Below are 23,852 nucleotides of genomic sequence, written 5' to 3' on the forward strand. Positions count from 1 at the left end.
GATGACGCAGGGCTGGCTGAATTGATTCATCGCGGCCACATAAGCACCAAAAAGGCATTGCAGGAGTAGATCTCCGGCAATGCCTTTTTGTATTTGATATGGAGAAGGGGAAACCGGAGAGATTACTAGAAACTCAAGTCTGGCCTGAGTATCTTAAACCGGCAGATTTTCCCGATATTCCTGCGGTGTAAGATCATAAAATTTCTTGAAAACTCGAATAAAATATGCGGTATTGTTGTAACCGACAAGTTCTGCAATCTCAAACACTTTGGCGGTTGATGTTCGCAAATGATAGGCTGCTTTCTCCATTCTTAACCGGTACACATAGGCAGTAAGTGCTTCACCTGTCTCCGCTTTGTATACCTTGGACAAGTACACTGGATGCAGATGCACATGGTCGGCAATTGCAGGCAGCGATACATCTCCAGCCAGATGAAGGTCGACGAAACTTTTGACGCTGCGCACAATGGTGCTGTGATTGTCTCTAAGCTCTTGTTCTGCATCATCTCGTATGTAATGGAGTGTACGCAAGGACCAGTCCTGTAGCTGCTGCGCAGTGGAGTAGCTGGGAGCTTGAAAGTAACGATAGGACTCTGCTGGAATCAAAGAAGAGATTTGTTTGCCATTTTTATGAATGATGTACGCAAACGCACCCGCAATAGCAAAATACACCTCGAAGGTTGACTCCGCAATATCATGATGTTCATTGGAATGCAGCAGTTCTTCAAATATGTGTTCGATTTTCTGTTCCACATCCTCAAAGCGACCAGCTTCGAGCAGGCTAATCAACGTTGGTGGCTGATACAGCGACCTGATCGTATGTAGAGGGTTGGCATCCGTTTCATCGGAAGCGGTGACAAACAAACCTTGCACCTGACCCATCCGTTTACGCATGGACATAACCGTTCGCTCATAGAGTTCTCCAATTTCGTGGGGGAACTTGCCCCAACTGGAGACGGAAATGGAGATTGCACCTTTCAGGTATAACTGAACATTGGTTTGAATCTGGGCAGCATACTGCTCAAGCAATGTCTGAGGCGTCTCGCTCCGGCTATAACTCATCGTTGTGGAATGTTTCATGCTTACCAGAACAACAATGTAATCGTGCACGTCACGTGTATGCCAGATATGAAAATGATTATGCATCACTTCACTTATGATATTACATATCGCATATTCCATTAGGGCCAGGTCGCCGTGTGCCATATCGGATAGATGTTTCTCCATACGGATAATCAGCATGCCGAGATCTTCTCCTACGGAGTAGGGAAGCTCCAGCAGATCAAGCTTGTCTGCCAGTGTCTTCTGATCATAGACTTTTCCAGTCAGCAACTCATGCAGCATCGTGGATTGAAGTAATGGCAGATGATCCTGAAAGGCGTGTAAGGCTCTTTGATGAGATGCTGCCGTTTCCCACTTTTCTTTAATTCGATGAACAAGACGTTGCACGGATTCGATCAGATCTTCATCGCTAACAGGTTTCAGCAAGTAATCAAAGCTTTCCTGAGCAATAGCCTGTTTCGCATATTCAAAGTCGGCGTGACCTGATAACAGAATCGTCTGCACATGCGGCCACTTTTCATGAATCGCTGTAATCAGTGCAATGCCTGACATTTCGGGCATACGTATATCCGTAATTACAATGTCAATTTCGTGGTTGTCCATAATTTCCAGCGCTACTGCACCGGATAAGGCTTCATGAACTGTACCGATACCGCAGCTTTCCCACGGAATGGTCTCTGCCAGCGTTTCCACGACAGAACGTTCATCGTCAACTAGTAATATTTGCAGCATGGGTCGTTCACCTACTTGTCTGTATTGTCGTGCCATGTGATGTTAACTTTAATTCCACCCATTGAAGAATGATCATAAGATAGTCCAGATCCTTCACCGTATAGAAAAGACAAACGTTGATGGACATTCCATGTACCACATCCCATATTCTCATCCAGCGGTTTAAGAAGATTATCTCTCAAATGATCAAGTTGTTTCTCAGACATGCCAAGCCCGCTGTCCTCCACGATAATTGTGTACACATCATCCTCGCAGTCCGCATAGATTTTAATCTCACCATCTACCGATTTGGGCTCCAGACCATGAATAATAGCGTTCTCAATAATAGGCTGGAGGGTTAGTCTGGGAACTGTTTTATCTAAAATATCATGGGGCACGTCGATTGTAAAATGCATTCGTTCCAGACGAAGTGACTGGATTTCCAAATAATTTTTGACCATCGTCAGCTCTTCACGAAGCGTGGCTTGATCCTTTTCGGACCTGGTTATGTATCGGTAATACTCCCCCAGATTCAGTGCCATGGCTACCACGGCCTTTTCATTTTTCATTCGGGCCATGTTCTTGATATAGAACAGGCAGTTATATAGAAAATGCGGATTAATCTGCGACTGTAACTGTTTGAGCGTGGCTTCCCGACTTCGTAATTTCTCCTCATATACATTCTCGATTAATTCTTGAATTCGTTGAGCCATGATGTTGAAACGTGCAAATAACAAGCTGAACTCATTGCGTGCAGAATGATGAAGCCGAACGGAAAAATCCCCGGTGGACAAGCGATTCGTCCCTTTCACCAACTGTAAGAGTGGAAGCTGCACACTTCGGTAGAGTGTATATAATACAACAACGCTCATCACGATCAGAACGGCAATTGAAGCGTAAAAGAGATTCCGGCTGCTCGTAATCGGTTTCAAAATTTGCTGCATAGGCACGTAGTCAACATAATACCAGCCGAGGCTCTTGGATTGAATATAGGAGACGTAATATTCCGTTTTGTTTAACGTTGTGGTGAATCCACCACTGGCTTGCAGTTTTGCTCCTTTCAAAGAGGGCAGTATGGCATTCAGCGTTTCCTTTCCAGAGCTATTACTGATTAAACCATAATCGGGATGGAACATGAATGGATCGCCCTTATTGTTTAACTTGTTTTGATTAAGAAGTGCAGTTAAGTGATGAACTGGAAAACTGATTTTGGTAATTAATCGAGCTTTGTCGGGTTGCACCATCGCTGTCGTTGGGTCGGTCGTGTACCAGATAAACTGATTGTCGGCATAGGTCCAGGATTGCGAGAGAGGCTCCTTAAATTCATCATCCCTGTAAGGAATGTAAGCATAATAATCCGTTGATATCACTTTTTGCATCCTTGGGAAGTAGAGTGTGATGGTCGAATGCCATTTGCTTGCTGCGTTGTACAGATTCATCTTTTCCAGAATAGCACTTCCAACTTTCACACGTTCATAGGGAACGTCCTTATAGTCGGGGCGTTGATATTCCTGAATACTCGAATCTTGCCCAATAGACATCCCATACAATGACAATTGGTAAATGTTGGATTCTACTGAATCAGCAAATGTCGATAGATGATTCATCGTATTGTTCTGAATCTCGTGTTCGATAACACGCACGCTTTCCCGGTTCGAGTATGTATAGAGAAACAGCACCAGAATAAGCAGCATCACAAACAACAGTGTAATTTTGGTAAAGACATTCAAACGTGTGAACAAAGCCCAACCTCCTTAATCTTATTAAAATATTGATATCGTTGTTGCAATATTAGGATATAGATCACAAATTTCCATTGCTATAATTTTAATATACAAGTTCACGATGACTTGTAAAATACAAAATTTAGAACATGGGGGATGCAGGAGTGAAGGAACATACGTTAGAAACGCCGCATAAACGGCGCTCCACCAGGGTTAAACAGCGCTGGAATATGCAACGGAATTGGACCTTGCATATGATGCTCATTCCAGCTGTATTGCTGGCACTGGTGTTTCAGTACATACCGATGGGCGGCATTGTAATTGCTTTTCAGGATTTCAAGCCATACTTGGGATTTTCTGAATCCAAATGGGTGGGTTGGGACAATTTCCGATATTTATTTTTATATCCAGACGTAGGTCAGGTGATCTGGAATACACTGGTCATTGCATTTTTCAAAATCATCGCAGGACTGTTCGCTCCATTCCTGTTTGCCATTTTGCTCAATGAAGTGCGCTTGACGGCATTCAAGAGAGTAAGTCAAACGCTTGTGTATCTACCGCATTTCCTATCTTGGGTTATTCTCGGTGGTATTCTGCTCGATATCCTGTCTCCTCAGGGCGGCATGGTCAACCAGCTTGTCGTAGCCTTTGGAGGAGAACCGATCTTCTTCCTGGGGGACGGTACATGGTTCCGAATAACGCTGATCCTCAGTGATGTGTGGAAAGAATTTGGTTTTGGTACGATTGTATTTCTGGCTTCTCTCTCAGGAATTAATCCTGCACTCTACGAGGCTGCCGAGGTGGATGGGGCCAACCGTTTTAAACAGACGCTGCACATTACGATTCCGGCATTGATGCCGATCACAATTGTACTGATGACGCTCTCTATCGGCAACATACTGAACGCCGGTTTTGATCAGGTGTTCAACTTGTACAATCCGCTTGTGTATGACAAAGGCGACATCATTGACACCTTTGTATATCGACTTGGGATTCTGAACGGGAAGATGAGTTTTGCCACAGCAGTAGGGTTGTTCAAATCTGTGGTTGCTACCATTTTGATTGTTATATCTTACAGAATGGCTTACAAACTAGCTAATTATCGAGTTTTCTAGAGAGGAGAAAAGGGCTTGTATTATAAAACAAAAGGATACCGCATATTCAGCATCGCTAACTATACCTTTCTTGGGATATTATCGATACTCTGCATTTTACCAATTATTCATATATTGGCTGTTTCATTCAGCAGTATGGCGCCAGCATCATCAAACCTGGTTACCTTCTGGCCCATCGGGTTCACTACCGACGCATATGTGAAAACATTCGGGAATTCAAACTTCATTAACTCCTTGATCGTATCACTTAAACGGACTGTAATTGCGACGATCATTGGTATGGTCATCATGCTCTTAACCGCATTTCCGTTGTCGAAGGAAGATATCAGTTTTAAAGGTCGCTCCTTATATACGTGGTTTTTCGTATTTACCATTTTGTTCAGCGGCGGTTTGATTCCAAGTTACATTCTGATCCAGAAGCTTGGCTTGATGAATACAATCTGGGCGCTTATTCTGCCTGGAGCACTGTCCGTGTGGAACGTTATTCTTATGATGAACTTCTTTCGCGGACTGCCCAAAGAACTTGAAGAAGCAGCTTATTTGGATGGAGCAGGTCATATCAAAACGTTGATTCTGGTCTACGTACCACTGTCGCTTCCGGCTATCGCAACCTTGTCCTTATTTACGATGGTTTACCAGTGGAACTCCTGGTTCGACGGCATGATCTATATGTCTGATATTAAAAATTATCCACTTGCTTCTCTGCTCCAGACCATTATCGTTCAGCAAGATCTCAGCAAAATCAACGTTGATCCTTCCATGTTGGAGAATATATCACAGCGAACCGTACGCGCAGCACAGATCTTTATCGGCGCGCTTCCGATCCTGATGGTATACCCGTTTTTACAACGTTTCTTCGTTAAGGGAATCGTTATTGGAGCAGTCAAGGAATAGGCTATGCAAATGCAAGGATAACTGAGCTGAGGGAGGAAGAAGGATGAGAAAAGGACTGGCATGTATGGTGGCATGGAGTTTAATGGCTTCTCTCGTTTATCCAGCAACTGTAGGAGCAGAAAGTGTACAGGGTCAAGCGGAGGTGGGAAATGTGCAGGCGAAAAGCCTGCACTTCTCTGTTCCCTATACAGACCTGACTGGGCATTGGTCACAATCTGCAGTTACACGGTTGCAAGATTTGAATCTATTGAAAGGTTATACTGACGGTACATTTAAGCCCAGTCAGGTCATTAGCCGAGCTGAATTCGTGATGATTCTGGATCGAGCCTTTGGTTTCACTGGTAATGCGGCGACTGGTTCATATGTGGATGTGACTTCAGACGATTGGTACTATGACGTGATGGTACGAGCAAATGGTTCTGGCATCATCGAAGGAACAGATCGTGATCATCTGTCACCACAACAACCGATTACACGCCAAGATGCAGCGGTTATGGTAGATCGAGCTTTTCAACTTTCAGCGGCTACAAATGAAGATAGTGAACAATTGGAATTTCAGGATGAAGATGATATTTCCAGTTATGCAAAGAAAGCGCTTACCTATATGGTGAACGAAAATATTCTTAAAGGTTTCCAAGGTAAATTAAATCCCAAATCCCCGATTACACGAGCAGAGACGGCAGCAATGTTGTCGGAGATGATTGCAGATGTGAAAAGTGCTCCTGGTATTTATGAGTCCCGGGTGGATGGCAACTTGATTATTAATTCAACGGATGTCACGTTAAAAAATATGATTGTTAATGGAAATCTGCTGCTGGCAGAAGGCATTGACGAGGGATCTGTTGTTCTTCAGGGCGTAACTGTCACAGGAAGTGTCATCATTAAAGGCGGAGGAAGTCATTCCATCAACATTAGCAACTCAAAGCTGAATCGAGTAGTCGTTGACAAACGTGGGGAGCCCGTTAGAGTTGCCATTACGGAAGAAAGCAACATTCAGGAGATGCATGTAATGCAGAGATCCATTCTGGAGATCTCTTCAAACAGCCTGATTGATTCCATGAATATCCATGCAGAAGCGAGTCAGACTCGAATGGATACCAAAGGTACGATCCAAAAGTTGAGTGTAGATGCCGATGAAGTTGTGATCAACGGAGAAAAAGTAAAACAAGGATTGCGCACATCCATGGTGGGTGAAGCTCAACAACCTGTTTCATCGCAGCCTGGTGGTTCAACAAATCTGACAAGCACACCAAAACCATCTTCTCCAGACGGACAATCACCGTCTACACCATCAACACCAAGCAATCCGGCGGGCGAAAAACCGGTTCCTGCAACAACGATTCCGCATGATCAATGGGAGCTGGTCTGGAATGATGAGTTCAACGGGCCCGCGATTGATTCATCCAAATGGACCGTGCAGGATACAGGACTCGTTTATAACAATGAAATGCAATATTACAGCCCGGATAACACTCGCATTACGAAAGATCAGAATCGAAGCGTGTTGCAAATTGAAGCAAAAAAGGGTCCGAAAAATGGTAAGGATTACAGCTCTGGCAAACTGATCTCTATGGGAAAAGGAGACTGGACCTACGGTAAAGTAGTTGTACGTGCAAAGCTTCCTATTGAAAAGGGCATGTGGCCTGCCATATGGATGATGCCAACGGATGAAGCACATTATGGTGGATGGCCTGCCTCTGGAGAAATCGATATTATGGAGCTAATTGGTGGCAAAGAGAGTAATAACAAGGTATATAGCACATTGCATTATGACAGTGTGAAGCCTGACGGTTCCCATGGACACGATCAGGGAAGCCTTACTCTTCCGAAGGGAGAAACTTTCGCTGACGATTATCATGATTTCCAGGTGGAATGGTTGCCGGGTATGATTCGTTTCTATGTGGATGGAAAGCTGCATCATGAAGTGACCAACTGGCAAACGAAGGCCGCGGGCCAACCTGAGTATTATACGTTCCCAGCTCCATTTGATCGTCCATTCTATCTGATTCTGAATCTGGCGGTTGGAGGAGACTGGCCGGGGGCACCTGAAAGCAACTTCACTTCCGAAAAGATGAATGTTGATTTTGTGCGAGTATATTCTTACAAAAATCTAGACACATGGCCTGATGTAACAACAAATCCCATCGAGCCTGCGCAACAGCGGGAACCACAAGCCGATGGCAATCAAATCTACAATGATCGTTTTTCGGAAGGGTCTGCAGACAATGGAGTGCCTCTTCAGTGGAAATTCATCACAAATGCTGATGGAGCTGGCAGTGTCAAAGTTGTAACGGATGAGCAGAAAGGGAAAGCAGCAGAAGTTACCATTGATGCATCAGGAACTGAAAACTACTCGGTTCAACTGACTCAGATGCCGATGTACATCAAGAAAAACAAAAAGTACAAGATACAATTTGATGCGAAAGCATCTGCTAACCGTACAATCATGTCCAAACTGAACCAATTTGAAAAAAGTTGGACCAATTATTCGGGTGATAACACCTTTGCACTCACGACAGATTGGCAATCCTATGACTATACCTTCAATATGCGGGATGGCACGGATAACAATGCCAGATTCGAATTTAATCTGGGGCTGGATGATACAACCGTTTGGTTTGCCAATGTCAGACTGATCGAGGTGGGTGAGGCTGATCCGTTAACTGTCGAACGAAACGCACTACCTGATGGCAACTTTATTTACAATGGCACATTCGATCAGGGCAAGGAGCGTCTGGGATTCTGGTCAAACAGCATTCAGGACAGTGCTGCAGCCAATATAAGTGTAAATAACTTTTCGAAATTCCCGATTATGGAGCGTCAGCTAGTTGTTGATGTTACTCAAACGAATGGTGATCCACAGCAAGTTTCGGTGAACCAACCGGATTTGAAGCTGGAAGCGAATACAACGTATGGTTTCTCCTTAGATGCCAAGGCAGACACACCGCGAAGCCTCGACATTGATGTTGTCAGCAGTAATGGTCATACGGTACAGGTTCATCAAGGACAAAACCTCTCCTTAAACCAAGACATGAAAACATTCACTGGAGAAATCAACATTGGAGATGGAGCATCAATCGCACAATCCGAACTAAGACTGTTATTTGGCAGTTCTAAAGGCAAGGTATATGTGGACAATGTTCGTCTGACGAAACGCGGAAAACCTCTGTCCGTGAATGGCTACGCACATGTACCTGCAACCGAAGCCTGGATGATGCAAGGTTTGCAACTGGAGGACTCCGTCGAAGGAGGAAAACATGTCAGTTACATGGATCAGGGAGATCTGTTGCAATATAAAATTGATGTGGCCCAAGAGGGGGAATATGTACTGTCTGCCCGAATGGCCAGTGGGAAAAGTGATTCTGAAGTACGGTTCAGCATTCAGGATGAACAAGGTACAATCGTTGCTCAATCCGAACTGAATCTCGGAGACACGGGGGGATGGCAAACATACGAAACGGTGTATTTCCTAGGGGTCAACTTGACAGCAGGCAAATCCTATTATGTGAATTTTGAAGGAGCAAATTATAATACACGTTGGGTGGATATCTCACTAAACAAAGTTCAAAACAGCCAGCTTGCAACAGATCTGAATCATTGGGAGCTAATTCCTAATGATCTGACAGCTTCACATGAAGAGGGCGAAGGATTAACGATTAACTTGCCTGGTACAAGTGAACATTGGTGGGATGCATTGCTGCAACAAGGTCAGATCAAACTGGATGCAAACAAAACGTACCGACTTACCTTCGAGGCATCTGCTTCAGGTCCTAAATCCATGCAAGCGGTTCTTTCTCAGAATGCAGGCGATTTTGTGAAGTATTTTGAAGAAGAAGTGGAATTAACTGCGGATCAAAAGTCGTATACTTACACCTTCACTATGGGGGATACCTCCGATTCGGCAGCTATGCTTGCGTTTGGATTAGGATATCCGCTCTCTACAGGTGAACACTCGATTCACATCAATAACGTCCAGTTATATGAAGTTAATCCAAATGCAGATCAAGGAGGTCAGCCAGCTCATGTTAACCTTATTCCCAATGGAGACTTCTCCAAAGGTAAAGACAGCTGGTTTACCTACGCGGATGGTAATGCAGCTGATCTGGAGATGGAAGTTAGCAATCAACAGCTTCATGCCAAGATTGGTAATGCTGGACAGAACCCATGGGATCGTCAAGTCATCAATGAAGGATTTGGCATACAGCAAGGTTTTAAATATAAATTAACGTTTAAAGCCAAAGCGGAGAAGTCCAGGAAATTGGGTTTGGGGGTTGGATGGGTCGATGCCGCTGCCAACTATGAATGGCATGGTTTCTTTGGGGCACGAGTTGATTTGACTCCAGAAGAACAGGAATTCACGTTTACATTTGATGCAACAGAAGCCAGCTATGCGAATACTCGCATCTCATTTGATCTGGGTAACATCGATGGCGCAGAAGATGGTAACACAACTGTCTCTTTGTCCGATGTCAGCTTGATTAATCTGGGTCCTGCCAATTAGCTTCTGAATTCTCTATATATTGTCTTATATGCTTGCCTAATTCTCTTATTACCTATACATGCAGAATAAAGTTGTCCAGGAATGACATCATAAAGAAGTAGTATACATCTCAGTTTCCAGAGGAGGATATCTTGTATGGCTGACCAGAAGAAAAGAAAAGAAGCTGCCTGGAAGTCACGAAAGCAAGAACAGCATCCCCATGGCAAAATCAAATCGCTAAAAGAATTATCCAGCGAGTATGAAGAGAAACCTACTACGAATTAAAAGAAAGACTGTCAGTGAACATTGCTGGCAGTCTTTCTTCATATATTGCAGACATTGAGCCATACGTACAGACTCTATTCTAAAAACGAATGAATACAAGATATAACGTCCGGATAGTTCGTAAATAACTGTGCACAAATCGTTAATTCATTGACATTGTATGTAATTTTAATTAGAATACGAAATGGACTTCAGGTTGAAAACAGATATGAGTATCTTCATGTTTAGTTTAGGGCTTAGCTGTTGAATCTTTAAATCCTAACAACGAATATAGGAGCGAGAATATTACAATCCTATATGAAGATTAGGATTTTTTGTTTTTAGCTTTGGAGTATAATTTGAAAGTTGGAGGCTGGCTTTACCATGGATAAATGGTTCAAACTTAAAGAACGAGGCACGAGCATCCCCACAGAAATTATCGCAGGGGTTACAACATTCTTCACAATGGTATACATAGTTATCGTAAACCCAGGAATACTCAGCAGCACGGGCATGGACTTTAACGGAGTATTCATAGCAACGGTACTGGCAAGTATTGTGGGAACTCTGATTATGGGAATATGGTCCAATTATCCAATCGTCATCGCGCCGGGTATGGGCCTGAATGCATTCTTTGCCTATAGCGTAGTTGCCGGATATGGCGTATCTTGGCAGGTTGCACTGGGAGCCGTATTTATAGCAGGGATTTTGTTTATCATTTTATCACTGACTTCATTCCGTTACATGTTGCTTGATGCAATTCCTGCTAGCTTAAAACATGCCATAACCGCAGGGATCGGATTGTTTATTACAACGGTAGGTTTGCAAAATGCCGGGATTATTGCCGATTCAGAATCGAATTTGATTACGATCGGAAATTTGGCTGAGCCAATGGCTTATCTGACTATTATCGGATTGATTATTACCGTTGTGCTGATGGCTTACAATGTGAAAGGTTACCTGTTCATCGGAATGGTGGTAACAGCGATACTTGCCTGGATCATGGGACTATTCCAAATGCCGGAATCGATTGTATCCATGCCGCATGGCCTCGCTTCAACGGCTTTGCAACTGGATCTGGCAGGGGTATTCTCGAATGGTTTGTATACAATCATATTTACGTTCCTGCTGATCACGCTGTTTGATACGACAGGCACGATGCTCGGCGTTGCTGAACAAGCAGGATTGCTTAAGGATGGTAAATTCCCACGCTCGCGTGGCGCATTATTGGCAGATGCCGTAGGAACAACCAGTGGCGCTTTGCTCGGAACAAGCCCAACATCAGCTTATATCGAGTCCAGCACAGGGGTAGCCGCAGGAGGAAGAACGGGACTGACAGCGGTAACGGTAAGTGTGCTGCTTGCGCTGACTTTGTTCTTCACACCGATCGTAAGTGTAATATCAAGCATTCCGGCGATCACTTCTCCGGCACTGATCATTGTTGGATACTTTATGATTAACGTTATCAGCAAAATCAAATGGGATGATCTCGAAGAAGCATTTCCTGCCTTCCTGATTATCATCCTTACTCCATTGACGCATAGTATTGCGACAGGCATCGGCGTAGGCTTCATCTTTTATCCGGTACTTAAGCTGCTTCGCGGAAAAGGTAAAGATGTTCATCCAATCTTCTACATTTTTGCGGTATTGTTCTTCATTCAGCTTGTGTTCCTGGACCACTAAAACTGTCTTATCCTATGGAGAACTGCTCTCAACAAGCAGCTCTCTTTTTTTTTTGTAGTTCATACTCCGTTCATATTCCCGTCACGAAGGGGACATCTTCCATGGTTACACTATACCTATGTCGCAAGAGCGGCTCTACAGATATAAAGGACAGGAGAAGATGGATATGGCAGAAGCAGTGGATGTAACAACAACGGGGACTAAGGGCCGTAAAAAACGGTACTTATGGTTGAAAATAATAGGTGGTATTGTCGGCGCGCTGGTGCTGTTCATGGGCATCACGTTTGTCGTTCATACGATAAGTAATGGGGCCGAGAAAAAGAAAATCGAATCGTACGGCCAATATGTCAATGTTGATGGGAAGAATATGAATGTATCCATTCAAGGTAGCGGCGAACAAACCATCGTGCTACTTCCCGGACAAGGAACACCATCACCAGTACTTGATTTCAAATTGTTAATCGATGAATTAACTTCTGATTACAAAGTTGTGGCGATTGAGCCTTTCGGTTATGGGTTAAGTGACCAAACCGAAACGGAGAGAACCACCGAGAATATTGTTAGTGAAATTCATGAAGCTGTACAGCAGCTCGGTATAAATCGTTATATTCTGATGGGGCATTCCATCACGGGACTGTACGCGGCGACTTATGTGAACACGTATCCAGATGAAGTCTCTGCTTTTGTCGGGATCGATAGCAGTGTTCCGAATCAACCTGGCATGGATGTTAAATTACCTTTGAACCTAATGAAATTCCTTCAAAAATCAGGCTTAATGAGAGTACTCAATAAAGTGAGTGGTGATTCATATGCATCACTTGCATACGATGAACATACCAAAGAACAGATGAAGTTGATTTCGAATCAAGTCTCGACAAACCCGACATTAGTAGATGAGCTTAAACATCTGGGTTCCAATTTCAAAAATGGAGAAAAACTCACGTATCCTAGTGATCTGCCAGTGCTTCTCTTTGTTCAATCCAATAACGAGAAAAACCCGCAGTGGATTCCGCTACATGAAGCACAAGCCAAACAATCCGCGCAGGGCAAAATGATCCCAATGGAAGGTTCACATTACCTGCATCATACGAAATACAAAGAAATTGCCGAGGAATTCAAATCTTACATGAAACAAATCCAATAGCATAATTGATCATTGAACTGCGGTACCGAATCTGGTGGCGTGGTTTTTTGTTATCAGGAGAGGCTAAAATAAAGACTTGACCTTAGGTCAGACCTAAGGTTTATGTTTGTAATATGAAAAACAGCAAAGGTGGTGAATTGGTTGAGTGATGAAATTACGATTAGTGAGCTGGCAAAGCTGATGAAAGTCTCTGTCCATCAAATTCGTTACTTTGAAGAAAAAGGGGTGTTGAACCCTACTTATATAGCAGAAAACCAGTATAGGATGTATGGGGTTGATGAAATTTACCGTCTATCTCATATTTTGTTACTTCGCAAAATGGGTCTATCTGTTTCAATGATCAAGGAATGTTTGAGTAACTTGACATCCGATCAAATCACATCATTATTTCAACAAGCATTGGCAGACACGGAAGCAGCCATCACTCAGCTTCAGCAAACAAAGCACCTTATCGGCAAGCTGTTGCATGAGAAAAAGCATATCCCAATTGAGGATCAAGTGACTTATTATATTGATACTCGTGAGGAGATTCACTTATCCCTGTGGTTCCATATGGAAGCGCAAAAGTACTTGCAAGCAAGGCAACTGATCCAACATAAAGAAAACATTCCCAATTTATTTGAAGCCGACATCCATTATGCGTACGATGAGACGGACACCGTAGGAATTTATATACAAAAGGAAGGAGCGAACGATTTAGTTTTGCCTAGAGGAAAATATCTTTCTCGTCATGTATATGTACAAATTGAAGCTGAACTCAAAGAACATATCAACGAATTTTATGCTTATGCAGAACACCAAGGCTATCCGTATCACGGTCCACTTATTATGGTAGAGAAATCTTATTTATCTTTATTCACACCAGAAAAGCTTCATTATGAGTTATTGTTACAAATGATCGAGTAGGGGAGGCACATAGTGACAACTTCCATTCAGATAGAACCCGTTTGTCCCCTGTTTCATCAAGCTGTTGCTGAACTCATGGCTTATGGTTTTGGACACAAATTTCAAAAGAACACTTCATTGTCCATAACTGATCTGGCTTACGTATTTGAACAGTTGCTCAATCACCCGCCCATGGAACAAAGTACTCTTCGAGTCATTGCTCGTGAACATGAGGAGATTGTTGGCACCATGTGCTTGAAATGGAAGGAAGCAGATAACAGAGCAGCAATAACCAGCGTTCGTGCCAATCTTCATTGGTGGGGCCAGTGTAATAGGGTTGGCATGTGGAAAATGCTTCGATTAATAACTGGTTTACATCTGCTGAAGCATACTCCTACATTAGGCGAATGTTATGTGAAAGATCTGGTTGTACATCCACAGCACCAAGGCAAGGGAATTGGTACGCAGTTGCTTCAATGGGCACAGAAATATATGTTGCAATCCAAATCAATGTCATTTCTTAGCTTGCATGTGGCAAGTCAGAATGATCAAGCGATACAGTTATATGAACGCTATCAATTTTGCAAGCAGTATAGCACAAACAGTTTTCTGACCGGCCTGCTCTTAGGCGAAAATCAATGGCATTACATGATTTACAAAGGAGATACTTATGTTTAAATGGAAAAAACGATACATCTCAGTTATTGTGGCAATCTTACTGATGGTTGGTGCAGGACTGTACATAGTCGATCAAAGTGATTTTGACATGGAGGAACAAACCGTTGAAATTCAATCTCCACAGGGTAAGTTAACAGGTACGCTCACGTTACCCAGAAACCATTCAGGCAAGCTAGGTCTAGTATTGTTTATTCACGGTGACGGTCCGATAGACTCTACTCATGGTGAGGGATACAAACCGTTATGGGAGCGACTGGCATCGATCGGGTATGCGTCCTTGTCGCTAGATAAACGGGGAATCGGAGGTTCAGAGGGAAACTGGCTACATCAAAGCATGGATGATCGTGTTATGGAGGCACAGCAAGCTATTGCATGGGCGAAAGAACAATCCATCATTGATGATTCCAAAATAGGCGTATGGGGTGCCAGCCAAGCAGGTTGGGTGATTCCTAAGCTTGCTGGGAAAGAACATCTTGCCTTCAGTATCTTGGTATCACCAGCGATAAACTGGTTGGAACAGGGAGAATACAACACACGCAGCCAAATGGCGAAAGATGGTCATTCCACCGAGGAGATTCAAAATCAGGTCGATTATGAAAACCAGATTAAAGAGATTTTAAAGCAACATGGCACATATGAAGAGTACACCAAGATTGCTCGAAAGGATGATCTGATTTCCAAAGAACGCTGGAACTTCATAAAGAAAAATTTTGCTTCAGATGCCACGGCGGATTTGCATCATTTCAAAACCCCTATACTACTTCTGCTTGGAGAAGAGGATGTGAATGTGGACATTGTTAATACAGAGCAAGCATACCGTAAAGGAATTCAGCCATCTTCCTTGCTTCATGTGAAAATCTTCTCTAATACAGAACATTCGATGTTACCAACCTCTATTGCAGGCTCGGAATGGAAACAATCACTACGATTTCTGTTTGCTCCGAGAAGCATTACAGTGGATGGGTATATGGATGAAATAGAACATATGTTGACCATTTCTCCCTTATAAAAGACGGTTTACGATCTCTTCGTATCATCAGATACATAATTGTCATTTCGAAATGAAAGAGCAGGGTCAGGGAGCGCCCTTATCCTGCCTTTTTGCGTGTTATACTTTAACTACTGTGCCAAATGTTCCAGATCTGGCTGCAATTTGGTCCGCAAAACATATATCATGATGGCTCCAACTAGGAACGCCACGGCATCCGCAATAACGAGCGACCAGACTACCCCATGAAAGCCGTTCATTTGATTAGCGATATACAATACAGGAATTAACGTAATCCCTTGAATGATCGACATAACAAACGCTGCGGTTCCTTGGGCTGTTGCTTGGAAGATACCCATAAACAAAGAAGTCATTCCTGTAATAAACAAGGATAAGAAGGTTACATGCAGAATGTAGCTGCCCATTTCAATTAATTGCGGGTCAGTCGTAAATAAACCAATCAAGTGGTCAGAGATCAGATAAACGATAATACCGAACAGGACGGCTAAACCCAAAATAGCTTTGATCGTGAATCTAATCGTTTGTTTCATGCGTAATTTGTTCGCTGTGAATGAGAAGGCAATCAACGGCACAACTCCCTCACACAAGCCCATCAGAATAAACTCAGGAAATTGCAATAAACGTGATGAGATTCCATACCCCGCAACAGCCTGATCCCCATATTCGACAAGAAAAAGGTTAAGAATAAGCGACATTGCACCCAAGAAGACACTCATAACAAAGACGGGAACACCGATTTTGAACACATTGCTCAGGATGTCCTTCGTCACCTTGAACCATTTCAGGGAGACGGTTAAGAATTGACTTTTATAACTCATATGGTAAGCGTAAAATGCACTCGCAACCAAGTTGGAGATGACGGTAGCAGATGCAACTCCAATCACGCCCCAATGGAAGACAAAAATGAATAATGCATCAAGAACAATATTTATAACAACACTGAGAATCATACCGGTCATTGAGGTGATTGCTGAACCTTCTGAGCGCACGATATTCTCCAGCGTGAAGAATAAGATGACGAAGGGTGAACCCATAAGCATAATCGTGACATACTCTTTCGTAAATCCGAAGGACTCTGGGGTTGCCCCCAGCCCATGAACGATTGGTTCGATCAGCGGGAGGCCAACGGCCATCACAATAATTCCGAGAACTAAACTACTGTAAAAGGCGAATGAAGATACATGCTGCAGATCATCGACTTTTTTCTCTCCCAGCAAACGAGAGATGAATGTACCGCTGCCTATACCAATTAAATTACCAAGGGCCATGATGACCGCAAATAAAGGTAAAGTTAGTGCGAGTGCAGTTAACATTGCCGTATTACCCAGTGTGCCAAGGAAATAGGCATTCAAGATGGAGTAAATAACACTCATTGACGTGCCTAGCATCATTGGGACAGCAAAGTGAGCTACGGCTTTGGCGATTGGTGCTTTTTCAAAGTAATGGAGGTTTTCTGTATCCATGTGGGTCACTACTTTCTTCGTTAATATTGATCTAATCTAACACCGTTAGATTGAACCTTACAGTGTTAGATGTTATCATGAACTTATGGACCTGTAAAGCATAAACTTACACTGTTAGATAAAAGGGCGGATACCGATGAAAAAACAACAGCCTCAGATTTCGGAAGATAAGATTTTGGAAATTTCGTGGGAGCTTCTCGGAGAAGAGGGCATCGAGAAATTCAGCATGAGACGATTGGCAGACAAGCTGGGGATTCAGGCTCCATCTCTATACTGGTACTTCAAGAGCAAGCAGACGCTCTACCAGCGTCTCGCCAACCAGATATCAAAAATTATTCTGGACGAGTTTCACACTGAAGGAGACTGGAAGGAGCAGATGGAGGGGCTTGCCGTGACGGTACGGAGTGTGATCAGCAGATACCCGTGCTCCACACAGCTCATGATGATGACGCTGCCTCATGAACCGGACATGATCCGCTTCACCAACCGCATGTTGCTCTGCATGGAATCAACACCACTAGAGCAAGAGCAGAAATTACAGGCAGTTCTTACACTAGTCAACTATGTATTCTATTTCGTACTGGACGATTATCAACATCAGCGCAATATATCTGCTGTCCTTAAGGACAAGGAAGTACTTGAGGGTGAAGAGATGATCCATCTTCTGGACTCTATGAGTGAGAAGGAAGCTGGACTCTTCAGTAGGATGTATAAGAATGGTCTGTTTGAGGTGATGGGAACCGACGGAGCTTTTGAGTTTGGCTTGAAGCTTATTTTGCTCGGGATCGAACAAGTGGTAAAGAAACCCACCGAGAATTAAACTCCGGTGGGTTTCTTCTTGTACTCACGTTAATCCCTTTATCAGTCTAAAATTTAGCCTGAATTTCTTTTAAAAACAAATCCGCAGCAGTCGAAAAGACCTGATGTTTTTTCCAAACGATATTTAAGCCAGATTCAAGTCTTGGCTCTAGAGGTCTGAAACAAAGGTCGCTTTCACTAGACGTATTCACTATTTTATCAAGTGTTAATGCATAACCAATACCTTCTTCAACCATAATGGCAGCATTATATGCAAGATTGTATGTAGTAACCACGTTTAATTTGTCAAAATCTTCGCCAAACCAATCCGCAAACTCATTTTTTGAAAATGTCTGCTTCATTGACTGTCGTGAACAGATCAATGGAACATGAAATAAGTCTGTGGATCGAATCGTATCTTTGGAGGCGAGTGGACTTTCTTTTCTCATAACCACTCCCCAAACATCTTTGTCGGAGAAATTGATATAGTTATATTTGGAAACATCCGCTGGCTGGATTAGAATACCGAAGTCAAGGAGCCCCTTGTCGAGCCGCTCAGTTACATCATCTTCATTGCCGCTGTATAGGTGATAGCGTATATTGGGATATTTATATTGTACGTCTTTTGCCACTCTTGCAATCTGTTTCATGGCTTCCGTTTCTCCACCGCCAATATAAATATCTCCACTTATGGTTTCTTCCATGGATTCAAATTCTGCCTCTAATTTATCGACCATACCCACAATTTCTTCAGCCCTATTTCTTAAAAGCATACCTTCATCTGTGAGATTAATACTGTAACTACTGCGAATAAATAATTTCTTTCCCAACTCTTGTTCAAGGTCTTTCAATTGTCTGGACAAGGTGGGCTGCGTAACATGCAAGAAATCAGCAGCGCGTGTAATACTTCCTTCTCTGGCGACAGTAAGAAAATAACGCAATACTCTAATCTCCATTTTAACTCCTCCTTTATCCTTTATATTCTACAATAAACCTTACAGAAATGCCTTTCAAGCATAACTTGTTATAAGATATGAGTATTTGCTATGTGGTGTATAAACGCTAAACTAAAAAGCAAGGCAACTGGAGAAGAAATTGAAAGGAATGAATGATATGGATAAGACAAAAGTATGGTTTATCACTGGCGCTGGTCGAGGTATGGGCACAACTATTGCTAAGGCTGCTTTAAATGCTGGACACAAGGTTGTTGCTACCGGCCGAAATCCCGATGCAGTGGTTCGTGCGATCGGTGATTCCGAGAATGTAATGGTTGTCCCATTAGATGTTTGCGAGCCTGCTGATGCACATGCCGCAGTTAAGGCGGCAATTGAACGGTTCGGGGCGATCGATGTACTCGTAAATAATGCGGCACATTTCTGTGGAGGGTATTTTGAGGAACTGACCCCTGACCAGATTGAACATCAGCTACAGGTGGCGTTGGTTGGTTCCATGCACGTTACCCGGGCCATATTACCTGTGATGCGCACCCAACGTTCAGGACATGTTATCTCGATCTCCTCGGGCGCTGGCATTTCAGGATTTGAATTTAATTCGGCATATAGTGCTGCAAAATTTGCGCTTGAGGGATGGATGGAGGCATTGGCTCCTGAGGTAGCTCCTTTCGGTATTCATACGACTATAGTCAATCCCGGATTTTTCCGAACGGAATTTCTTACAGATGCATCCTCAACTTTCGCTAAGCCTTCGATTGAGGACTATGATGATCGGAGAGCTGGTCATCTGGAATTTTTTAATAATCAGAACGGGCAACAACCTGGAGACCCAAAAAAACTTGCCAATGCTCTTCTTCAAATTGCAAACGAGGCCCAACCGCCGCAACGCTTCATTGCAGGAGCCGACGCGATAGACATTGCAGAGCAGAAAATTGCCAACCTTCAGACAGAGATCAATGCTTACCGGGATCTCTCTAAATCCATGGCATATGACAACTAAACGAAATCACCTGCTTGTATTCATTCTGACCTTTGGTGTATTCAGTATTTTAAATACGGAGATGGGCGTAATCGGAATCTTGCCTTTGATTGCAGAACATTACGAGGTCAGTATCTCAACCGCTGGTTTGATTGTGAGTCTTTTTGCGCTTGCGGTTGCTGTATCTGGTCCCACTTTACCCTTATTATTTTCGGGAATGAACCGCAAGTATGTTATGTTGTTTGTACTTGGGATTTTTATTGTGGGCAGCCTGGTCTCCGCCATCACATCGAACTTTACGGTATTGGTCATTGCACGTGTCGTTCCGGCTTTTTTCCATCCTGTCTATTGCTCATTGGCATTTACGGTCGCAGCGGCGTCAGTCCCCAAGGAAGAAGCGCCGAAGGCAGTGGCTAAAGTATTTGTAGGCGTGTCGGCAGGCATGGTACTTGGAGTACCCCTTTCGAGCTTGATTGCCACCAGCACATCGTTGTTCTATGCGATGTTGTTCTTTGCCGCCGTAACGATCGTCGCATTTGTAGCAACACTTCTTTTGGTGCCCTCAATGCCAGTTACGAAAAGAATCTCCATGGGTACTCATCTGTATGTATTGAGAAGATCCGTGATGTGGCTATCCATTGCTGGCGTGATTTTCATGAACGGAGCTGTATTTGGGGTCTATAGTTACCTTGCTGAGTTTCTGAAAACCGTGACAAGATATGACTGGAACACCGTCAGTGTGTTGTTATTTCTATATGGCTTGGCCAATATGGTTGGGAACATGATAGCAGGGAAACTGCTCGCTAATTTCCCTTTAAGAACGATCAAGGTGTATCCCATTGCATTAATAACGATATACATCTTGTTGTTCACCTTCGGACAATTCAGTGTGCCAACAGCCTTCCTTATTTTCATTTGGGGGATCATAGGAGGCATAGGGGGCAATATCACTCAATATTGGGTGGTATCGGCAGCACCGGAGGCACCCGAATTGTCTAATGGGATCTTTCTAACCTCTTCCAACCTGGGAACAACACTTGGTGCTAGTGTATGTGGACTAATCGTAACTGGAATAAGTACACAATATATTGTAGTTGGAGGAATCGTATTCCTTATCTTTAGTATCGTAACGAATTACTTCAGAATCTCCATGACTGGCCGATTCGAGGGTTCCAAAGTTGAAGGATAAGAAGCGGACGTAGTGATAGACGTTATATGTTACCGTTTCGGCATTTTGCTCTCATCCATATACAACAGGTTCCAGCGGTGACCGTCCAGGTCGGCAAATCCCGCGCCGTACATCCAGCCGTCTGTTTCACCCGGCTTGCCAAAGATGGTTCCTCCAGCTAACTCGACTTTTTTAATAAAAGCATCAACTTCTTCTCTGCTGTCAGCACCAATGGAAAATATCACTTCTGCGCTATGGGAAGTATCTGGGATTTTGGCACCTGTAAATTTCTCGAACGTTGCATCCGGAAACAGGAGGATTGTTGTTGAGCCTATGACAAGCTGGGCTCTCTCGTTGCCAACATTCTCCCCATGGAATCCAATCTCATTAAAAAAGGTAGTGGATTTCACAACATCTTTCACCGGCAGGTTCATCCAGATTTTTTGTGACATGGCAGTAGCCTCCTAGAGTATATTTTCGACACTCTTACTATACTCTACCTCAATTCAAAATTACATAATCGGGTACATACGATTATGAAAGAGTTAGAAATAACCGGTAAAATGAAGGATGATTTAGAGAAATCCGAATCGTTCTAATCAGTTCGAAATCCAAACCAAAAGAGCAATCTCCGATGAGGTTGCTCTTTTGGTCATGGCTTATTATGCCTAACGGTATATACGCAGTTTCTTCCTCCGGCTAAAATGTATTCTCCCCGTTCAATATGAACATTATCGCCTAGAACTGTTTTGAATAAATGTAGCTCATTCTTGCATAACCCGGTACATACCGCAGCCGCTTCACAGATCGGACAATGCTTCTCAATAAATAGAAGACTGCCATCATCCTGCTCCTTAACCTCGGCCATATAACCTTCATTGGTACGAATTTCGGCCAATTTCTCCAATCTCTCTTTAACTCCTGATGAATCGCCAAGATGCTGAAGATATTGTTCTTGCATATTTTTATTTCGAACATCCAGCAGCTTGTCCAGCCCTTCAGTACCAAAAGCTTCTTTCATCGAATTGATGAGGCTGACGGATAAATCCGAATATCCACTTGGGAAAAAACGATTAGCCGCGGGAGTTAATATCCATAACTTGGTGGGACGACCCATGGGACGGGCCTCTTCCACAGTGGTAACCAATCCTTCTCCTTTTAGCGCATTCAGATGTTGACGAATAGCCATTCCGGATAACGAAAACTGAGAGGAGAGAGTGACAACATCCATTCCCCCGCGCTCTTTTAACAGATTAATAATTGCTCTCCGGGTACTGGTCGAGACATCCTTTTTAGTTTGATTTCCGCTCATGGTGCACCTCCTTGTGACGCTCTACTGAATCTACATGACTAACTACATTTTAAACAAAAATGTTGACAAAGTCAAAGCCGAACTGTAGCTTAGACATTATAAACAAAAATGTTTACTAAGTATCCGGATACGATGTATACATACCAATTTTCTTGGAGGTCACATTTCATGTCGTCTAATCATCAAAGTATTTTCAGCCCGCGTTATTTTGCATTATCCATAGGAATTATTTTGTCAGTGATGGCCGTTGGATTCGAAGGTCTATCCGTAACCACCATTGCTCCTTCAATTGCTGGAGACTTGAACGGTCTTAGCCTGTTCGGGTGGATATTCAGTACATATCTGCTTGCGCAGATTATCGGGACGCTGGTCGTCGGTCGGATCATTGATAAAAGAGGACCTGCAGCACCGTTCACTTTTGCACTTCTGTTGTTTATCGTAGGGCTGATCGCTGCCGCAACCGCAGGCGACATGTATACCATGATAGGATCACGGGCCCTGCAGGGTTTGGGTGCCGGAGCTATGATGACTTGTGTGTATACAGCTATATCCTTAAGTTACCCGGATGAGTTGCGTGCCAAAATTCTTGGAGCATTTGGTACTGCCTATGTTCTTCCGTCCATGCTCGGTCCATATGTAGCAGGAGTTATCGCAGATCAGTGGTCCTGGCGCTTTGTTTTCTGGGGGATATTACCTGTGCTGGTGGTTTCAGCATTGCTTAGTTTACCTGCCTTTAGGAAATTGAAAGTGCAGAAGACGGGAGGGGATAGCGGATCTTCATCCACTTGGATGGCGTTACTCTTAACGTTAGGTACAGGGATTTTCCTGGTTGGTCTAAGTATGCTTCCGAGCTTTATGGGGTTTGTTTTAGTCGTGATTGGCCTGGTATTGATGTTATTTCCGCTCCGTAAATTGCTACCGAAGGGAACTCTTACGTTGCGAAGAGGTATGCCAGCAATTCTGGCAACACGTGGGTTGTTCTTCGCTGCCTATACCAGCACACAGAATTTCCTGGTATTAGCTCTAATCGACGTGAAAGGAATTACACCTTCACAGGCCGGATTAATTGTCGCGAGTGCTGCATTAAGTTGGTGTATCATTGCGTATCTGCAAGGACGATGGGATGCGGCAGATCAGGGCAGTGGACGTCATATGAGAATCATTCTTGGGGTAGTGCTGCTTGCGATAGGGATTGCCATCGTATTTTGGGTACCTGTTGTGACCGTTACCATCGCAGTTCTTGGTCAGATCATTGCAGGCGTTGGTATTGGATTGGCGCACCCGATTAGCGGTGTTGTCGCATTTTCCCAAACGGGGGAGGAAGGTGTGGGCCAAACCTCAGCAAATCTGCAATTTGCAGATTCTTTTACACCTGGTGTAGTGATCGGCATTGGTGGTTCCATTCTTGTCGTGTGTCAGGCTGGCGATATGTCACTTCAATCCGGCTTAATTGTAGCCATGGGTTTCCATCTCTTGTTGATCGTCACGAGTATCATTGCCAGCACTCGGATCTCACTACGCGGATGAATA

19 protein-coding genes are annotated in these 23,852 nt (G+C 43.6%); 13 read left to right on the top strand and 6 right to left on the bottom strand.

What is annotated here, in order from left to right; all coding sequences use genetic code 11:
• Positions 1-153: 153 nt before the first annotated feature.
• Both ACETMN_RS15995 and ACETMN_RS16000 read right to left on the bottom strand, forming a co-directional pair.
• Positions 154-1,830 (bottom strand): response regulator, encoded by a 1,677-nt coding sequence (locus ACETMN_RS15995; protein ID WP_411736352.1) that lies wholly within the window; start codon positions 1,828-1,830, stop codon positions 154-156.
• The gene (locus ACETMN_RS16000; RefSeq protein ID WP_192131508.1) at positions 1,806-3,515 is read right to left on the bottom strand and encodes a sensor histidine kinase; all 1,710 of its coding nucleotides are present in this window, start codon (positions 3,513-3,515) and stop codon (positions 1,806-1,808) included. Before ACETMN_RS16000 ends, ACETMN_RS15995 begins: the two co-directional genes overlap by 25 nt.
• Before the next feature lie 146 nt (positions 3,516-3,661).
• On the opposite strand from ACETMN_RS16000, the gene ACETMN_RS16005 reads away from it, so the two are divergent.
• The 9 genes from ACETMN_RS16005 to ACETMN_RS16045 all read left to right on the top strand — a co-directional run bounded on the left by ACETMN_RS16005 (position 3,662) and on the right by ACETMN_RS16045 (position 15,649).
• On the top strand, positions 3,662-4,612 hold the full coding sequence (locus tag ACETMN_RS16005) for an ABC transporter permease (RefSeq protein ID WP_017688355.1): 951 nt from the start codon (positions 3,662-3,664) through the stop codon (positions 4,610-4,612).
• Between the two features lie 15 nt (positions 4,613-4,627).
• Positions 4,628-5,506 carry a carbohydrate ABC transporter permease gene (locus tag ACETMN_RS16010; RefSeq protein ID WP_017688354.1) on the top strand — a complete coding sequence of 293 codons (879 nt, stop codon included), beginning with the start codon at positions 4,628-4,630 and terminating at the stop codon, positions 5,504-5,506.
• A 43-nt stretch (positions 5,507-5,549) separates the two neighbouring features.
• Entirely contained in the window at positions 5,550-10,007 is a 4,458-nt protein-coding gene (locus ACETMN_RS16015; RefSeq protein WP_411736353.1) for a carbohydrate binding domain-containing protein, read from the top strand.
• Positions 10,008-10,142: 135 nt separating this feature from the next.
• The gene (locus ACETMN_RS16020) at positions 10,143-10,271 is read left to right on the top strand and encodes a DUF6254 family protein (protein ID WP_219845137.1); all 129 of its coding nucleotides are present in this window, start codon (positions 10,143-10,145) and stop codon (positions 10,269-10,271) included.
• Positions 10,272-10,634: 363 nt separating this feature from the next.
• The gene (locus ACETMN_RS16025; RefSeq protein ID WP_124114804.1) at positions 10,635-11,933 is read left to right on the top strand and encodes an NCS2 family permease; all 1,299 of its coding nucleotides are present in this window, start codon (positions 10,635-10,637) and stop codon (positions 11,931-11,933) included.
• Positions 11,934-12,099: 166 nt separating this feature from the next.
• On the top strand, positions 12,100-13,077 hold the full coding sequence (locus ACETMN_RS16030) for an alpha/beta hydrolase (RefSeq protein WP_341073189.1): 978 nt from the start codon (positions 12,100-12,102) through the stop codon (positions 13,075-13,077).
• A 141-nt stretch (positions 13,078-13,218) separates the two neighbouring features.
• The gene (locus tag ACETMN_RS16035) at positions 13,219-13,983 is read left to right on the top strand and encodes a MerR family transcriptional regulator (protein WP_411736354.1); all 765 of its coding nucleotides are present in this window, start codon (positions 13,219-13,221) and stop codon (positions 13,981-13,983) included.
• A gap of 12 nt (positions 13,984-13,995) precedes the next feature.
• On the top strand, positions 13,996-14,640 hold the full coding sequence (locus ACETMN_RS16040; protein ID WP_411736356.1) for a GNAT family N-acetyltransferase: 645 nt from the start codon (positions 13,996-13,998) through the stop codon (positions 14,638-14,640).
• Positions 14,633-15,649, top strand: coding sequence for an alpha/beta hydrolase family protein (locus tag ACETMN_RS16045; protein ID WP_411736357.1), 1,017 nt, complete (start codon positions 14,633-14,635; stop codon positions 15,647-15,649). The genes ACETMN_RS16040 and ACETMN_RS16045 overlap by 8 nt, the downstream gene beginning before the upstream one ends.
• Before the next feature lie 110 nt (positions 15,650-15,759).
• On the opposite strand, the gene ACETMN_RS16050 is transcribed toward ACETMN_RS16045, so the two are convergent.
• The gene (locus ACETMN_RS16050) at positions 15,760-17,112 is read right to left on the bottom strand and encodes an MATE family efflux transporter (protein ID WP_411736358.1); all 1,353 of its coding nucleotides are present in this window, start codon (positions 17,110-17,112) and stop codon (positions 15,760-15,762) included.
• Positions 17,113-17,248: 136 nt separating this feature from the next.
• Between ACETMN_RS16050 and ACETMN_RS16055 the strand changes: the two genes are divergently transcribed.
• Positions 17,249-17,932 carry a TetR/AcrR family transcriptional regulator C-terminal domain-containing protein gene (locus ACETMN_RS16055; protein ID WP_411736359.1) on the top strand — a complete coding sequence of 228 codons (684 nt, stop codon included), beginning with the start codon at positions 17,249-17,251 and terminating at the stop codon, positions 17,930-17,932.
• Between the two features lie 46 nt (positions 17,933-17,978).
• On the opposite strand, the gene ACETMN_RS16060 is transcribed toward ACETMN_RS16055, so the two are convergent.
• Positions 17,979-18,866 (bottom strand): LysR family transcriptional regulator, encoded by an 888-nt coding sequence (locus ACETMN_RS16060; RefSeq protein ID WP_411736360.1) that lies wholly within the window; start codon positions 18,864-18,866, stop codon positions 17,979-17,981.
• 157 nt (positions 18,867-19,023) lie between these two features.
• On the opposite strand from ACETMN_RS16060, the gene ACETMN_RS16065 reads away from it, so the two are divergent.
• Both ACETMN_RS16065 and ACETMN_RS16070 read left to right on the top strand, forming a co-directional pair.
• Positions 19,024-19,863, top strand: coding sequence for an SDR family NAD(P)-dependent oxidoreductase (locus ACETMN_RS16065; protein ID WP_210108199.1), 840 nt, complete (start codon positions 19,024-19,026; stop codon positions 19,861-19,863).
• On the top strand, positions 19,853-21,031 hold the full coding sequence (locus tag ACETMN_RS16070; protein WP_411736361.1) for an MFS transporter: 1,179 nt from the start codon (positions 19,853-19,855) through the stop codon (positions 21,029-21,031). Before ACETMN_RS16065 ends, ACETMN_RS16070 begins: the two co-directional genes overlap by 11 nt.
• Before the next feature lie 29 nt (positions 21,032-21,060).
• Here ACETMN_RS16070 and ACETMN_RS16075 read toward each other — a convergent pair whose 3' ends face one another.
• A complete protein-coding gene (locus ACETMN_RS16075) occupies positions 21,061-21,462 on the bottom strand; it encodes a VOC family protein (protein ID WP_411736362.1) in 402 nt (133 codons plus the stop codon).
• Positions 21,463-21,662: 200 nt separating this feature from the next.
• The gene (locus ACETMN_RS16080) at positions 21,663-22,322 is read right to left on the bottom strand and encodes a helix-turn-helix transcriptional regulator (RefSeq protein ID WP_210108200.1); all 660 of its coding nucleotides are present in this window, start codon (positions 22,320-22,322) and stop codon (positions 21,663-21,665) included.
• A 168-nt stretch (positions 22,323-22,490) separates the two neighbouring features.
• Between ACETMN_RS16080 and ACETMN_RS16085 the strand changes: the two genes are divergently transcribed.
• The gene (locus ACETMN_RS16085) at positions 22,491-23,849 is read left to right on the top strand and encodes an MFS transporter (RefSeq protein ID WP_411736363.1); all 1,359 of its coding nucleotides are present in this window, start codon (positions 22,491-22,493) and stop codon (positions 23,847-23,849) included.
• Positions 23,850-23,852 lie beyond the last annotated feature (3 nt).

The organism is Paenibacillus sp. M2 (assembly GCF_046713495.1).
Classification (GTDB): domain Bacteria; phylum Bacillota; class Bacilli; order Paenibacillales; family Paenibacillaceae; genus Paenibacillus; species Paenibacillus amylolyticus_B.